The organism is Planctomycetaceae bacterium (assembly GCA_041398825.1).
Taxonomy (GTDB): domain Bacteria; phylum Planctomycetota; class Planctomycetia; order Planctomycetales; family Planctomycetaceae; genus F1-80-MAGs062.
Window position 1 is genome coordinate 531,118 of record JAWKTX010000001.1, and the last position, 16,210, is coordinate 547,327.

Here is a 16,210-nt window from a genome sequence, read left to right on the forward strand (position 1 = left end):
ACAAATATCGGCATTTTCAGAACCATGCCTGTCCGGATTCACAGCGACGTTACGGGACCTGGTGACGTATGTTCCTCTCTGCATTCAGCTCATTTCTGTCCTGGCTAGTTCAGGTCCGTACGATCGTATGGCGGAGCACCGAGCACATGGATCCGCGCGAATACAGTATGCTGCTGGCACTGTGTATTTGTGTTGGTTACGTGCTGCTGCGAGGAAAGGACTAAGCGACCTGTTGCAGGTGAACGCAGAGGTCAGTTCTGTTGATAGTTCACGCATCTGGAAAGGAGGCTTCGCCCGATTCATCTGGCAGGTATCCTGAAGCGATGTAACTTGCCGTTGTCTTTGAGCAGCAGAAAGTCGCCAGGTTGGCGCCCGGAGCACACCGCTGCAAGGCTGCCAAGCTGTAGCCCCTCCTCACGTTCTGCGACTAATTCTGCACGCCCTTTATTGCAGCGATACGCTTCAATTCGTCCCGTTTCCGGGCAAACCGCAATGAAGATTCCATTCGTGGTGCATGCCAGCAGTGGTTCGCAAAGATCCTGAGCAATACGGCACGAATCTCCCGTCACAGGCCAGGCGACTACGGCGCCTGTTTGCTGAGACATGGCCAGTCGAGGCGTTGTTTCACGTGGGGAAACAGCAACGCACCCAACCGGCTCGATGCGGAGGATCCTGCGTGCTTCCAGCGAACCCGTTCCTCCGGCATCCATTGATTCAAACGCAGGAGGCTCAATGGTGTAAAGCACATCACCGTAGACAATGGCAAGGAGTCCATCGAATGGGCAGATGCTGCAGCAAAACGATTCCCCCTGCTCTCTGGACAGTGTCTCATCAACGTCCCTGATTGATGGCGCCTCAATGCCATGCACGATGAATGTCCGCCTCACGCGACCGTTGTCCCCTGTCGATTCCAGGTGCAAAGCACCGTCTTCAGTGGCGATCAGGATCCAGCCACAACCACTCTTGTCAAAGGTCATTGACAGGATTGTCCCAATCTGAGGCGGAAGGACTTTCACAATGCTGTCACGATTGTCTGTCTGCTTACGTACGGCAAAGTTCCAGGGCGTTCGCCCGGGGAATTGCTGAAGGTAAATACGTTGGGAGTCCGACGGATCGAGCACCAGTTGGCACGCCTGGGGTGCGACTGCTGGGTCATTCAACGTCCATTCAGGGCCTTTGAAAACCATGAATTTATTGTCGACGGGATAAGGCGAGCGAGAAACCATCACATGATTGTGAACAGACCGTCCAAGACAGAAAATGTGCTGTTCCAGTTGCGCCATCTGCAGCCACGTCGTGCGTTTGCCTCCATGTTCGACCGGCATAAGAACACCACCCGCGGGACGAATTTCTGCGACATACGAAGCACGCGTTGATCTTCGAACGGATTTATGAACGTGCTCAGTTCGATCAGAATCCCGTTTGCGCAGGATCATGGAGAAGCGACTTGCGTCTCGATGCAACAGCTCGTCTTCGCTGGCAAGTCTTCGCACTGCATTCAGGGCGGCGTAGTTCTGATGGCTGAAGGGACTCGAAAGTATTTGACTGGCCAGTAACCAGGTGGCCTTTCTGGCATAGTCGCGCGTCGATGCATCCGGATATGTCGTTGCACACTCGCCGCAAACCAGCACCGCATCAGCACGGTGCGATACCGTCTGATCGCAGTCCTGTTGAATTCGAGCCAGCGAATCCATGGCTCGCCGGTGCCATCCGCGACTCCCCATCAGGCTCATCAAGTCTCTCAGGCAATCCTGTCGTGCCGTATCGTACTGCCAACCCTGCTCCAGAATCTCAATAGCTCGTTCGGGATCGTTGAGATGCGATTCGGCCAGTTCTGCGGCCGATCGATAGTGACCAGATGATACACGGCGGGTGACTTCATGGCTGAACATCGTCTTTGCCAGATCAGGTTCTCCCATTTGCAGATAAAGCTCACCGGCATCCATCCATCGATTGTGTTCGCAGAAAATAGCGACGGATTCGTCCCAGAACCCACCCGCCCGGAGGCATTCGGCGGCTTTCAGGGGCAACTTCAGATGAGACTTGTAAATGGTCGCTGCCTCCTGAAAGCAGCGGCCGGTCTCCAGTGCTGAGGCGGCACTGTTTAAGTCGTGCAGGAGTGTCCCGTAGATGTAGGCCGCGCGACGATAATTGCCCAGACGCATTTCTCTCTGGGCCAGCTCCTGGTACCGCTGACGCAGTTGAAGCTGATACTGCCAGGGAATGTCCCAGACATCTGCTCGGCCCCCACCTCCCAGTTGATTCAGGCTGAACTGCGTGTTTCTCTGCCCCAGCCGACCTGATGGTGGAGCAAGTCCGCGCGATCCGCTGCCGTACAATGGCAGTGCATAACGCAATCCTGCATCGGGGTCATTCTGTAACAGGTTCAGCAGTCTTTTGAGTTCGTTCTCTCGCTGCGAAGTCAGATGCGGAGTGGGAGGATTCCGTCCGGTGTTTCCTGAGCGTCCTTCACGCATTGGCGACATCCCGCTGTTCAGCAGACCGGCCGCCCATTCATGCAGGCGAGTCAGCGTTCTGCTTCCCCCTTCCCGAGCTGGAATGTTATTTGTAACTCCAAGGACAATTCGAGCCGTCATCCGCTGTATCGACGACATGGCATCTCGGAGGCCCGTCAGGCCCACTTCATCGGGTGCACGAGGTGCATCGGATAACTGGTCAGCCTGCGTACCAATATCATCCTGACCGCCTCCCAGAATGTCCGACAGGTTTTCAGACGAAGTTTCTGCATGCAGACCCCGAATAAAATCGTTCAGAACTTCGCCGTACCTGGCCAGGTTGCGTTCACATGGGGTAATCGGCGGCGATGCCAGAAAGTCAGACAACGAAAGTATCTGATGCGATTCGAATTGCATCAATCCTGCGGATGGATGCCAGACGAGCATGCTTTGCGCGTCCGCAGGGAGTAAGTCCAGCAGTTCGGCTTCCAGTACCTGTGGACTCAACGCCGCATCGACCGGCGCATACATTCGCTCGGCCACTTGTCGATAAAACTGAGGTGGGAAAGTGGTGAGATTACCACAACCTGCTGATCGGCCAACTGCGGCTTCTTCCCAGGATTGTCTGATGGCGGCGGCCCTTTCAGAAATTGCATCGCTGACGACAAGTACACCGATGATGCGCTGCGACGGAGTCAGGGGCGGAGCCTGCCGGATAGACAGCGATGTTAAGGGGAGAAATCTGACATCTCCTGATGCGATGCCCCAGGAACAGACCGTTTCGATCCAGGATGTCGCATCCTCTCCGTACAGAAATACGCCCGCCTTCGATGCCAGACTGTCGATTCCGGCATCCGTTGTCCTTTTGTTCGTGGCTGACAAACCATCAACGGCGGGGACCAACTTCAGGGCGATCTTCATGACATCGACTCCAGCAGTGGAACAATGTACGCCAGCCACGCTTCTGATGCGTCGATTCGTTTGAGGTCCGGCATTGCGAGTCCTCCGTCGATGTAATAAGGATCTCCGAAAACGTGTCCGTTTGAGATCCATCCGGAAATCGCATGGTCTCGCAGAACCAGGCATACTTCGGGCACAGACATGATGGCGGACTTCAGATGGAGCAGCCCGCGAGTATCAAGCCACGCCTGGCTCTTCCCCGGCCATGTGGCCCGCTGAAGTTTGATTCGCATGGCAATTGTGCCTTCCTGATCATCGAATGACATCATCGGAACGCTTTTCGCGACATTGGCCTCAGAAGTTGTTGCCGGACGAAGCTGAATCTGCCCCACTGCGTTCACCGCCAGATTTTCAATGAGAAAGTAACCGGCTTTCATGGACTGCAGCCACAGACGCCGTCCGTCCGAGCCAATTCGACGGTACCGATAATGGAGCGGACGAATACGAATGGCTTGTTCCGCTCGTCGTCGCTCAACACCGTCCAGCAACATCTGCGGCGGATTCTCCGTTGTACGAGGCTCTACTGCGATCGTTTCGTTCTTCAGGTCGACGACGATGACGTTGCTTGAATTCCGCAGTCGCAGGAGAGCCAGATCTCCGTCTGGTGAGACGATCACAATCCGTTCGGCCTGCATCGTACGCTGCTTCATCAGAGCTCGTAGAGCACTGTAGGCATTCGGATCATCGGGGTCGACCAGTTGGTACTTGTCGTTCAATGCCAGATACCGACCTGCGCTCAGTTCTGCCATGTCCCAGTGCTGTATTGCTTCCGGAAGCCGCTGGAAAGACCACAATGACTGTCCTGGTGAGCTGGTCGCGGACAGCAATCCGTACCCGCGATCCGTGGTTCGAACACAACGCCCGCATCTGCGAGTCACATTGTCCGGAAGTCGTAGCGCTTTGCCCACCGTACCCGCCGGATAATCGAAGCAGACACACATCGTTTTTCCGGCAGTATCCTGGCCAAACATCAGGACTCCATCGGGAGAACGACAAACCTCCGTCACCTCGGGAAGCGTATGTTCCACCAGTTGCAGAGTTACCTTCAGTTGCTGACCTTCAATCTGAATCAATGTCGCTGTTTTGTTTTGCGGACATGCCAGGAGGGAAAAGATGCCTCCCCAGCGGTTCAGCAGAAAGCATCGGTCCCCCGTCGAAACCGGAAGTTCTTCGGCGATTTGCTGAGCACCATGAGAAGGAGAATCCCAGATCATCAGTCGTCCATCATCCGTGATACTGACAACACTTTTGCCCCAGCTCCAGATTCTGTCCGTCCGGATGTGATGCGATAACCGAAGTGGAAAGGATCTGAGGTGACAGATTGCGGGCAAATCCAGGGACGCTTCCGTCGCACGCAGGTGTGAGGCATCACTTGTCACAATGATTTGCTGCAACGGCAAACTCAGACGACGATGGAGCGAGGTTCCCTGGCGAGTCCATCGAAGTATTTCCAGCTGGCCGTCTCTCTGCACAACGATCAGCCATGCCTCATCGTTCCACTGAGATTCCAGTCGTTGTCGAAATTCCTGCGATTCGACGACGTCGGGTGTTGTGATCACAACCGGCTCAGAAACGACAGGGGCCATCCTGACTGTCTCGAAGAATTCGTCCAGGGATTTTGTGGGAAACGCATTCGGTGCGAGTCCGCTCAGGTGAAGAGCGATTCCGTCTGTCGAGATGAGTGTAGATTCAACAGCGGTGTCGTCAGGCTGCAACGAAACGATATTCCAGTCGTCGCCGAATCGCCGGCCCTCGGTTCGGAAACAACGTACCTCAGTGGACTGATCGCTGGTGACGTATAGTGCCATAGCGGCTGCGGTTGCATACAACCTGGGAATGCCCCACATGGGCAGACTTCCGTCAATCAAAACAAACCGCGTCGATGGCTGTGGCGAAGGGGGCGATTCTCGGCGAAGGTAAAGCGCTTCATTCATCGCAAGTCGAACAGAAAGCGCAAGATCATCCTGAGCCAGTTCGCTTAACAGGAGCTTGTCCAGGCTTCCACGGTTTGCAATGTCCGAGACACCTCCCATTGGTCGGTCATCCGGATCTGAGATGTGCCGCGGAAGGGATATGGCTGCCACTAACTGCTTCGCCACGCGTGCGAGTCCACCCAGTTCTGAGTCGTTCGTCAGATCGACGAGCAGCTTTTGCATGCGGACTGCCGGAGGCAGGCTGTCGAGGAGCGCGTCTGTTGGCTGTATGCCTGCCGGATGACTCAGGCCCGTTCGAACCAGGCTGATCAAAGCTTCGGGTGTGTCACCGGGAATGCTTTGTGCCAGGTTGTGTGCAATTCGCAGCAATCGCAGCACTCGTAAACTCAGTTGTGTCTGGTCAGCCTTTGGCAGTTTCCGGAAATCAAATGCGTTGGGATCATTGGGTAGCTGAAATGGTGTGAGTTCGTCGTGATTTGAGACGTCCAGCCAGTCTTCTGGCAGGCGTGCGTCGAAGGCCTGCACCAGGTCCCGTCGGGTTGCCTCATTATAGGAGGTGTCACGACAGCTCAGCACGTGAGACAGAAGTTCGATGCGCTCATCCAGCGTCAAATGACCCTGCTCTGCTGCTTTTGAAAGCAATCCAAGCTGTGTGGTGGTCGATAGCCATGTCGCGGTGAGTTCGTCTCGTCGGGAGATGCCTGAGGGTGACTCTGTGGCCTTTCGAATCGCTGTCACGACTACACTGAGCCGAGCAACAATTTCGGGCCAGGATTTTCTGCTGGCTGCCAGCGCTAATGCGATGGAGGAAATATCCGCGAAGCGATCGGTTTGCAGCATTCGATTCAGAAGGCAGGAGATTTCCTGATGGAACGAAATGGACGTGCCATCGCTCCAGCACAGCTCGCCACCCGGGGCGGACCACCAAAAGTACGACGACAGATCCGTCACGAAGTATCGCCGTACCGTTTTCACATGGACCCCCAACGCCTGCTCCGAATTTCGCCCTGCCGTTACGACAACGGCAAAGGTACGAAGGTTCAATGGCGTTGACAATCAACCTTTTAAAATCGTGATCCATCAGAGGGAATCATCGGCGAGGCGTTGAGGCCACTTCCGGGGCTTGCGTGATCTGGTTCCCCGTGACCATCAGCCCGGTGCCTGTCCACAGGTCCTGCATCTCTTCGCGATTCCACCGTTCCATTCTTTGCTGCGATGGATCTCCGATGAGAAAGTCGTCGCCCATGGCTCCGAAGCACACCACTGAATGCTGGACACCAATGATCCACCCATCCTGCTCCCGGTAATCAGGCTTTTCCTCAGCCATGGCCGCACTTAGCTGGCAGCACAGGAGGATTGGTCGTGACCCGGCGATCTCAATCAGATCGTCAACAGATCCTTCAAAGAATTCAGCGCGATAGCCGGTGCCCCACAACTTGATCGACAAGCCATGATACATTCCGAGCCATGTTGTCCCGCGGCTCGTCAAACATAGTCGAGCCATTTCAGATTCAGTCGCTTCTTCACCCAGAGATTCCAGGATGGTCGCCACCGATGCGGCAGAGCATGTGAATGGAGTCGTCTGTCTGCAGATTCGAAACGGTACCGGCGGCTCTGCCGGAATCCATTCGTTTCCGCACTCGGGCGGTTCGCGTGGAATGACGTAAACTACCGTCCAGATGGTCACGCCAATCAGGGCTGCCTGTATGGGCACCCTTCGCAGAAATGATGCTCCTGCCTGCCGCTTCCACAACACAGCCGCCAGCATGGCAAGCAGCACCGGAAACCAGTTCGACAGGACGATTACCGACGGTAATGGGATCCACCGGACAATCCAGAGCTGACACCAGATGTAACGGAAGTACAGGCCAATCAGAATCAGAATGAAAATGGCCATCCCATCAAGCCATCGGACCGGCAGCTTTTCCACAATGCGGCGCGTAAGGAAGAAGGTGCCGACAGACAGAAAACCCATGAATCCGAGAGCGAGGTTCAGGTGTTCCATCGATTCCACTTCATTCTACGACCTCGAACCTGAACCATCATCAGGCGAGATCACGACGATCCGGGGTGGCAGTCCACCAGCATCTTCGGAACCCGCAGATGTCGAACGTGTCTTGTGGTGGGAGGCCGAAAGGTCACCTGAAGGCGGAATCGTCTGGAGGCTGTTGGATGCAAACGCGTGTGAATCGTGACCGGCATCGCGAATTGCGTCAACCGCTTTGTCCCGCTTCCAGCCACTGGACCGCCAATGCACCAGATGCAACAAACGCAGGCGACCACCCGGTACGGCGTCACCAGAGGGCGAGTCACCAACAGGCCGACTGGCTGCAATGTCCTGATCGATGTTGCTCAGAGTTTCGGGCAGTTCGAAACCTACAGGAACATCAGAATTCACCAGGTTTTGCGTTCCCTGACACCCAACGACACATGTAATTGCCAGAAGCGACCCAGGCACTCGCATGCCCGGCAGACTCGCGAACTTGATTCGACCCCGCATTACTCAAAAACTCCATTCAGCACACTGCCCGCATCCCTGCCCGCCGTATGAGTCATCGGTAAAACAATCACGTTGCGAACAGTCACACCAACTCTTCAGCCGAGGCGTTTGCACGGCTGTGCCGAAAACTGCAGTTGGTATCGATTGTGCCGGACACGCAGGCCTAAATCGTGCAGACTTCTTCAAGCTTTCAGCGGCTGACACTTCATCGACTGTTCTTCGTTTAGGCCGAAGACGACAACCCTAACGCCCTTGGAACTTGCGTTCAGTGTTGATTCCTGTACGAGAACCAGTAGTGGGTGTTCCCCCCCTGCAAGAAGCTCGTGAGATGACATCCACTTTGCAGAGAGTTTACAAGAATACTGATGATTTCGGTTTAATGACGGAGATTATTGACTCTTCGGTTTGTTGAAGTGAATCTCATCAAGGGTCCGTGCTACAGTGAAGGCCAGATTCCGAGCGGTCATGATGACTCCTAAGTGATTCAACCCTTCACGTGACGCCTCCATTCCATCGCTTCACCTTTCCAGGTCATTTCCAGCAGTCGTCGATTGGCAGCCATCAGATCCGCCAACAACGCTACCGATGTGATACCGGCCAGGACCGAAAGACGCCTCCTAAAACCAGCGACTGAATATGACCACATCGCCGTCCCCGACATCCAGAAGATCAGAAAACGCAGAACCGGAATGGTACCGATCACTGCCAGCACCGCACTGATCGTCATCAGCAGGCCAGCGGACGAACACATATGACACGCAGCATCGTCAGTCCGCTGCGAAAGACAAAATTGAGGGATACTGCGGAACAGCCGCGAAGGTCTGTCACCGTGTTGGTTGGGATGGCACGAATTCAATGGCCAGCCCTTTCGAACAGGCTGTGCGGCACCGTTTCGATGGTGTAGTTGAACCCGGTTACGTATCTTGATAGCCGCTTCCGCGAGTCATACCGAAACCCGCTGACCGTACTTTCGCCCCGCCAGCCAACTGACCGTGCGGCTGCAGTCGGTAGTTGCGTCAGCCACGAACTGCGAACGTCCTCGCTCGGTCGCCGATCCCCGATCACCATGTCCGCTCGACCAGCAGGATCGGTTCAGCAGACGAGGAATCTCCGACGCCGGATACTGCCCGTCACCATCGGTGTTCCGATGAGTCCGCCCCCATCCGCAGGCATTCATCCAGCCCGGTAGTGAACCGCCGCCGCAAGCCCTCGATTGCGAGTGTGTGAAACAACTCGATTCAAGCTTTAGCTACCTTTGCCGTTCCATCAGAGCTGCCATCATCAATAACTAACAACTGCAATGGGTCGGTCATGCCTGCAGAGCCACGCTTCAGCGTTCTGGCAAGGATTTCTCCTCATTCAGACAGGGAATCTGAATATTGAAGTGTGATTCTTCATCGATTCACGAATCTCGAAGAAAGCCATCCGCTGAAAAGATACCGTAACAAACCTTCGACACTGATCACCCCAACCTTCATTGGCTGCGTTCGAAGGGATCATGCCTTTGAAAAAGCTGCGTCGCCTCGTCCCGAACTGCTAAAGTACCAGCAATGTTGCTTCAGATGGCGTCAGTTTCGCGGTTCGACCTGATCATCTGCAATGATGATCGACTATGAACCTTGTCCTTTCCGCTGGCCTTCCATTGCACTCCCATTGGCCAGAACGATTTGAGATTTGAGCGTGATTCCGAAACTGACCACGTAAATCGTTTGAGCCGCAGTGTTTCCTGTGTCGACCTCCAAAACGATGCTCACGTGGCCAGGAAATGCCAGGCGAAGGCAGCTCACGAATCCATTTATCGTTCTCGTCGGTCGACCCTATTCCAGAGCACTCTCGCAACAATGTTGCGACGTTGCCGTCTTTTCGATTTCCCAGCCAGCGAAACACGACTGAATCGATTTCATAGCTCACAGCCCGCAGATCCGTCGCAAAACGCGAGAAAACATCCCCGGCGCATGAGCACTTCTGCTGCGTTCCGCAACGAAATCAGAATCCATTGCCGGAGTTTCTATCACCAACGAGCCAAATCAAGATCCACACCAGAGTACAGTGACTGGTCATACCTCGATCGAATGCAGCCGAGTAGCCTGTGGCTTACATACTTTTCACCAGAGAATTGTATTCGATGTCCTGTCGGTAATGTCCTCTGTCGGCTCCGGCCTGAGCCAACTTACGCTGCCTTTGTAACATCAGTCCAGATAGGCTGGGTCGTCACCCTCTGCAAGAGTCGCTGGGCCGATCGAAGTCGGGTGAAAGTCTCCTTCATTGATCGCGTAATCTGTTCGAACAACTTAAGAAGGTGCGTTGGCGTTTCGATAAGCCCAACGTCTGGACGGCGGTCCCTTTTGAGAGGTCGGGAGGACATTTCATCAGCAGCAACGGTGTTTCACATAGCGTCTTCAACTCACGGCGAAGCCAGGATCACTGTCACCCCCAACGGCCATGCTTGTTTGATCAAGGTCGGTAAAGTTGATAAATCCATCCGCCCGGCTGTGATCTCCTGCGGCACACCATTTCGCCAGCCAGCCAAAACCCCATCCATTGCCGGGGAATTGCTGATGTCTTCGACAAAATTCAATGAGGCAATTGCAACCTGGCGAGGTTGTTCCGGCAATGCTTTATGGTGATTCCGACCATTTGCACGGCAGGATTATCAACGAATAGGATTCCGATGACCGTTACAACGACCAGCAGCGCTAGATTGTAAAAACCTCGGCGTACGCGGCACCTGGCAGACAAGGGAACCGGTGCGGCATTTCAGAGCTCATTGATCTGTGCGGTCTGCGCAATTATTCAGGCGTCGAGACTGCTCTCGTTGTAGTTGATGAGTCACTGCCAGAACAGCTTGTTGCACCACCTTTTCCAACAGTCGACGATTGGAAGCATGATGGTGAGGAATCAAGGCCAATTTGAACAATAACATATTAGAGACGACTAAGGTTCTTCCGGCGGAAGCAATTGAATATTCCGGGCACATGCTGCCAGAGTCAATACCCAGTGTCTGGATGAAAATGAATCCGGAACGGATTCTGGCAATCTGGCGAATATCGATTGGAAAGTCTCCACTTCACCGCCAAATCCGGGACCCGACCGATAGGTTTCACAGGGCACTGGAGTCCGAGGCCACAGGTCGGAAAGTCAATTCTTTCTTCCGCTTGAAGCTCCGCCGAGTAAAGCCGCCTCTTGTTCTGAAACATGAACCATCAAGAGGGAATCCCCAATTCGATCGTCAATTGCCATCCGCCGCAGGTAGTCAAACTCCCGCATCGTATTTCGCCCGTAATAGGAGCTCAAGCTGACCGCATACCAACCGGGAGCAGGCCCCCGGACCCCATCCGCATTTCTGTGCTGAGGACGCCCGGGAAGGAATGGCGGAGCCTCCGTGTTCTTAATCCCAAATCTGCCGGGTTATCGCACACGGCCCAATCAGAAACAATGCGTCGCGTTCCGGATGACTTTTCTGCCACGCCAACAAACGAAAGTAGTCCTGCCTCCAGTCGATGTTGCTGCCCATAAGCCACTTGTGCCCATTCTTAGAGCCACCCGCGAACTCGTTGAAGTATGAAATGTAGCTGCTTCCGTGCGCAATCACAGATACGCATTGACATCCCATCATTAAAGTCATCACCGACGGCACCCAGGCAAATCGGTTTGCTAGGTGAGCGATTCGCGCAATAAGAATGTACAAAAACGGATAGCATGGCAGTACGTATCGTAGTGCCGATTAAAAGCGTTTCCGAGCTGACAAGGGAAATCTGAATTTGCAGGGGTCAACAGCAAAACGGTCTCACGCAATTCCGGCAACTTCGTTCCACCGGACGATCCTGGAGATTCCCGTTTCGCGAGAAGTGGATTAGCGGCCTGACAGACGATCAGTGCAAATGCACAAATCCCCAACAATAGTGTTGAGACAGGTTCTTTGACCAGCAACGCGATGACGTAATAATACCACCACCCGCCGTCCTTCCATTCTCCCATCAAGTAACTTTCGGAGTTCGCCACAGAATCAATCTGCATCTGTTAACAATCCAGAACGTATTCAATGGGCAATGGAACAGGAAAGCCTCAAGGATCTGGGAGAATCGATTTGAAACCGTGCGATCTTGTCATTCGAGCCAATATGGACGACGAACTGACTATGAGCCATGAATGGCCGAGTGGAGTAAATGATCTTTCGAATCCGAATGTGATATTGATGATGGTGACTGCGATGACAGCGGCCGCTGTCAGGTGTTGTGCGTCGCGCCAAAGCCACTTCAAGGCCCCACCCCCGGAACGTCGCCAGACAGGCAGGACTAGAATCGCCGTTACAGGGAAGACGGGTATCCATGTGAACTTCGAGAGCAAAGCGAGCCCGGCAGCTCCACACAAAGCAGCATTGTCTATAGTGAATGTAGAAGCCACTTGCGGAAGGTATAGAGGGCAAACGCCAGCTGCCGCACGCGGCGGCATCCGGCGTTACCAGACTTCCGTGCCCGAGCAGCATTGGCGACAAAGCTGCCGCGATTCCGGTAAGTAGCACGGCGCTTTACTGTGGTGAAGTTCTCGGTTTACTTCATGCAGATGCTAATCAGCAACAACGGAAAGACCAGTAAAACGAAACCGCAAGGTTCCAATCGCACTGGTCGGAATTTGAATGAATCAGACTGCCGCCCAAGCAAATTCCGGTCGATATCTGCATGGAAGTCCTGAATAGTCCGTCGCAGGTCCGGGCAATTACAAGAGCTGAACGTTGGCAAGCATCCTCATCAGCGGTGCGGATTGACTTTGTAGACGTCAAATCGACCATATTTCCAGATCGACAATCCGCCAACCAAATGACCAGGCTGTCTATCGTCGGTGAATTTGCACATGTTGCAAACAGCGCATACACGGACAGGCATGCAAACATCAGCGACGAATACGAGAATCTATCGATTAGAGTACTTCGCCACTCGGACATCCTCGGCCTTTCTACTCCGTATTTCCTGAACCTGTCGCGTGTTCAGTCGTCAACGAACGGCTCCTGCGCCTGGATTCACTGACGGCGCTTATTGTGGAAATTCTGTCGCATTGCGGACCCCGAAACCAAAAGTACACCCGCAATCGACAGTAGAGAGTACCAATCCTTTTGCATGAGCTGATCGGTATCCGCCCAGTCACGCTGGATGGCGACGACGTTGCCAGTAGAGCAGCGCAGCGAATGCTCCCGCCACCAATATTACCCGGGCACCCACTGACCACGAACCTGATTCAGTCTGGTGGTGATTTCTGGGAGTAATCAATGCACCATTGGATGCGACGACTTTGATGCTTTCTCCCGGTTTGCCTACTGCCATGCCGGGTTGGAGGAAATCCTTCGGCGGCTGGAATAGATCCTCCGGAAACGAGGTAACGCTTTCCCAGTCAATCACTTCAACCGACTTCTGTGTCTGTTTATGGTGAATCAGGCTCCGATTGAGGTAGCCATTCATTTGCGGTTGCGAATATGACATCGTATTTCGTCACCATGGTGCGGATGGGCCGTCCCATTTCTTCGGTGAGAAAGGCTGACTCATCTGGCTGACATTGAGGCCGTAATCGGGATCAAATAGAACGGGTCAGAAGTCTTTGTCCCTCTCTTAAGTATCGGACCTGTTGAAGTCTCCCACTTCCATTCGGGACCGCAATTGGTGTCTCTCTGTCACTTACAAAATCAGGCCGTGGAAAACATCGAGCATCCAGAAAAGCGTCTTCTCGCGAATCGTTTCAATCTGCAGGTCCATGCGTAAGTTCGGAAAGGTCAATGACTTTGTTGGAAGTTTAACTGCGTGGAGTTGCAGAAATTGGCACGCTCACCGTCGAACATCGTCACTTAGTGAGGCTGCGGTTGTGTTGGTTATAATCGACGCGAAATTCATGCCGAACCGTCCGCGGCTAAGTCAATCGCGTAATCGGATGTCGCCTCTGAAATGAGTTCTTCGGCTTCTTCGAGATCCTTCGACTTTCAGTCATTTGCCTCTACTGTACGGTTAGATTCAACTGTTCGCAGTGTACAGCGAAACAGACCAGTTGTTGCGCGACGCATTTGTTCTCAGAACCTGCATATGGCCGCAGAGGCGATGCATCAAATGCGTGAGCACCACGACAGCGAAGAACGCAGTCCTCAACCTTAGGAGTCATTCGGAAGGCTCCCAGTGGGAGATGATCTCGAAAGCCTGCAAACGACCGCAAGCTTCAATGTGGTGAGGCGAGTTTCTCCTGAAGACCATTACGTCGACAGGGACTTGTAGTAACTCTGTCCGCGGTTTTGTGGACGTTATCTGAAATTGCAGCCTGTATATTCCGGGCTTTATCATTTCGTGGCTTAGTAATTCAATTCCGTCATTGTTGGGCTGAATCGCAACCTGCAGTAACCTGCCGCTGAGCTTTTCGGTATCCAACTAGCCGCAACGTGAAAGGGTTTCGCAACACTGGGCTCAACGGCTGGAGCATCCTGTAGGAGGATCCAGGCCCGAGAAGCGGTTTCAGGGTGATCGCCACGGGGATCTCAACATCCTCGACGACGCCCGCGACGGTCTTTGATGAGAAGAGAAACTTCATCCGATCGAGACTGTCGAGCTCCTCTGCTTGCAACTCTGCAGGTTGAATGCGGCAGCTTATTTTCCAGCTCCCCGGGCCCGGGGCATTAAGTCCATCACGTACGACAACCGGGAAGACGCCAGACAACCGACTGAGCACCTTCAGCTCACAGACGGACTCAGCAGCACTGACCTCACAAGTGACTGTTTCCGGCTCGCCACCAGCCGAGAATTCGCCTAATTGTAAACTGCGATCAGGGCTCCACACAGGAATGTTTACACTCCCCGTCGGCGTCAATAAGAGGGAATTTGTGCCACTATCCGTGAGGAATTCTCCAGAAATTCGAATCCAAGTTCGGTAATTGACAACCCCCTTGCTGTAATCGGTTTGAAGGGCATTTCCCGGAAGCCTGTTCGGGTCAACGCGAACGCTTAGATCGACTGAACCGCCGGCTGGTATCACCATTGCGTCCGCGGTCGCTGACGTGCAACCGCACCGGATGGATCGAGTTTATCTTGGCCGAAGTCAGGCCTTGATTCAGTATCTGCACTGAAGCACTGAAGTACTGTGAGTCCGGTTCCGGTTTCAAAAGCGGAGCTTCCTCCAACACCTTCACGAGCGGCAACTCTTTGGAAGCCGAATCAATTGAAACCTCTTGCTGGGCTAGCCTACGTCCGAAATACTTGTCCCAATCGCAGAACAAAATGCTGGCGCCACTGACGGCGACTCCTGCAATGACAAACTTGATATAACTGGCATTATGCACCGATATACTCCCGGTTGCCTACAGAACGAATTCCGGAGACATAAGTGACAGCATGTGAGTCCGTCTTATGTAGTCCAGAGCTGTGAAGCGGTTAACTCCGGGCGAAAATGCCCACTGGAGACTCTTCGCCGAACGGCTGTGCAGGATCGGTTATTGAAGAATTGGAGAGATATACGCTGCCGATTGATTGGCACTGACAAAGTGGCTGCTGCTCGTCCAAGGCAGCACAGCGAGTCATACCGACCGAGCTCCAACGCGTTCCCATTGACCGGCTGGCATAAAAGCAGATCGCAACGACCGCCAGTAGTTCAACCGCGTGAAATGCGGCTTCGGCAGTGCGGCTTTTGCAAGCTGCGATGGCGTTCATGATTCGTCTTCAGCGCCCTGGATCGCTGCATTCAAGGGTCATTCACTGTCACCCTCGGCAGTCATGTGCAACCCTGTGTAAAGAACGGGAGGACAGGAGAGTATTGTTCGCAACCAAGCATTAGGTCCGGGAGGTTTGCATGTCAACACTCGCTTCACAAGTGTTTGCAGAATCGGCGATCCTACTTAGGATAGTTGGCGGACTCATTGGGATAGACTGCAGGTTCCACTCAAACGGTTTGTAGATTTCTTTGGCTGCCAAAGCGCCATCAACCGATCCGCAGTCTCGCATTCCGTTGCCGGGTCGCACGGCAGTAGACTCCTCCTGTCTGAACTGCGTACTGTTGAACACATCACATCACCACACCGGCAGAAACACAGCACAGCAGCGATGAGAGAAATGGCCGAACAGGTAAACTGCCGCCATTTCGATCATGGCTGATCCATACCACAATACGCAGCGGCGTCTGCCGATGGGCGGTAGTTGTGGAGGTTCGGGTACAACCATTACCAGAGCCTAATCTCTAGTTCACAAAATCGACAATGGAAGGAATGTCATTCTGCATGAGTCCAAGCCATTGGGCGATCTCCGCTAAGTAGACGTTGATCCGAGATCACAGTCCCTTTTGAAACCTGGCAATGAATCATTGGCCTGCCGAATTACTTTAAGGCCTCGGAGATCACGTAC

9 protein-coding genes are annotated in these 16,210 nt (G+C 53.8%); all 9 read right to left on the reverse strand.

Annotation, left to right across the window (positions count from 1 at the left end; all coding sequences use genetic code 11):
• Window positions 1-299: 299 nt before the first annotated feature.
• The 9 genes from R3C20_01895 to R3C20_01935 all read right to left on the reverse strand — a co-directional run bounded on the left by R3C20_01895 (window position 300) and on the right by R3C20_01935 (window position 15,156).
• On the reverse strand, window positions 300-3,377 hold the full coding sequence (locus R3C20_01895; protein ID MEZ6039228.1) for a hypothetical protein: 3,078 nt from the start codon (window positions 3,375-3,377) through the stop codon (window positions 300-302).
• Window positions 3,374-6,406 carry a hypothetical protein gene (locus R3C20_01900; GenBank protein ID MEZ6039229.1) on the reverse strand — a complete coding sequence of 1,011 codons (3,033 nt, stop codon included), beginning with the start codon at window positions 6,404-6,406 and terminating at the stop codon, window positions 3,374-3,376. Before R3C20_01900 ends, R3C20_01895 begins: the two co-directional genes overlap by 4 nt.
• Window positions 6,407-6,440: 34 nt before the next feature.
• Window positions 6,441-7,355: a hypothetical protein gene (locus R3C20_01905; GenBank protein ID MEZ6039230.1), complete on the reverse strand. Its 915-nt coding sequence runs from the start codon at window positions 7,353-7,355 to the stop codon at window positions 6,441-6,443.
• A 15-nt stretch (window positions 7,356-7,370) separates the two neighbouring features.
• Window positions 7,371-7,850, reverse strand: coding sequence for a hypothetical protein (locus R3C20_01910; GenBank protein MEZ6039231.1), 480 nt, complete (start codon window positions 7,848-7,850; stop codon window positions 7,371-7,373).
• Window positions 7,851-8,334: 484 nt separating this feature from the next.
• Window positions 8,335-8,577: a hypothetical protein gene (locus R3C20_01915; GenBank protein ID MEZ6039232.1), complete on the reverse strand. Its 243-nt coding sequence runs from the start codon at window positions 8,575-8,577 to the stop codon at window positions 8,335-8,337.
• A gap of 2,661 nt (window positions 8,578-11,238) precedes the next feature.
• Complete coding sequence (locus R3C20_01920) at window positions 11,239-11,475, reverse strand: hypothetical protein (protein ID MEZ6039233.1); 237 nt, start codon at window positions 11,473-11,475, stop codon at window positions 11,239-11,241.
• 29 nt (window positions 11,476-11,504) lie between these two features.
• On the reverse strand, window positions 11,505-11,867 hold the full coding sequence (locus R3C20_01925; GenBank protein MEZ6039234.1) for a hypothetical protein: 363 nt from the start codon (window positions 11,865-11,867) through the stop codon (window positions 11,505-11,507).
• Window positions 11,868-12,988: 1,121 nt separating this feature from the next.
• Window positions 12,989-13,324 (reverse strand): hypothetical protein, encoded by a 336-nt coding sequence (locus R3C20_01930; protein ID MEZ6039235.1) that lies wholly within the window; start codon window positions 13,322-13,324, stop codon window positions 12,989-12,991.
• A gap of 1,484 nt (window positions 13,325-14,808) precedes the next feature.
• Window positions 14,809-15,156 (reverse strand): hypothetical protein, encoded by a 348-nt coding sequence (locus tag R3C20_01935; GenBank protein ID MEZ6039236.1) that lies wholly within the window; start codon window positions 15,154-15,156, stop codon window positions 14,809-14,811.
• Window positions 15,157-16,210 lie beyond the last annotated feature (1,054 nt).

Excerpts from the sequence above, each read along its gene's own strand:
- R3C20_01895 (MEZ6039228.1), bottom strand. The coding sequence starts at position 3,377 with ATGAAGATCGCCCTGAAGTTGGTCCCCGCCGTTGATGGTTTGTCAGCC.
- R3C20_01915 (MEZ6039232.1), bottom strand. The coding sequence starts at position 8,577 with ATGACGATCAGTGCGGTGCTGGCAGTGATCGGTACCATTCCGGTTCTG.
- R3C20_01910 (MEZ6039231.1), bottom strand. The coding sequence starts at position 7,850 with ATGCGGGGTCGAATCAAGTTCGCGAGTCTGCCGGGCATGCGAGTGCCT.
- R3C20_01905 (MEZ6039230.1), bottom strand. The coding sequence starts at position 7,355 with ATGGAACACCTGAACCTCGCTCTCGGATTCATGGGTTTTCTGTCTGTC.
- R3C20_01925 (MEZ6039234.1), bottom strand. The coding sequence starts at position 11,867 with ATGCAGATTGATTCTGTGGCGAACTCCGAAAGTTACTTGATGGGAGAA.
- R3C20_01920 (MEZ6039233.1), bottom strand. The coding sequence starts at position 11,475 with ATGACTTTAATGATGGGATGTCAATGCGTATCTGTGATTGCGCACGGA.
- R3C20_01930 (MEZ6039235.1), bottom strand. The coding sequence starts at position 13,324 with ATGTCATATTCGCAACCGCAAATGAATGGCTACCTCAATCGGAGCCTG.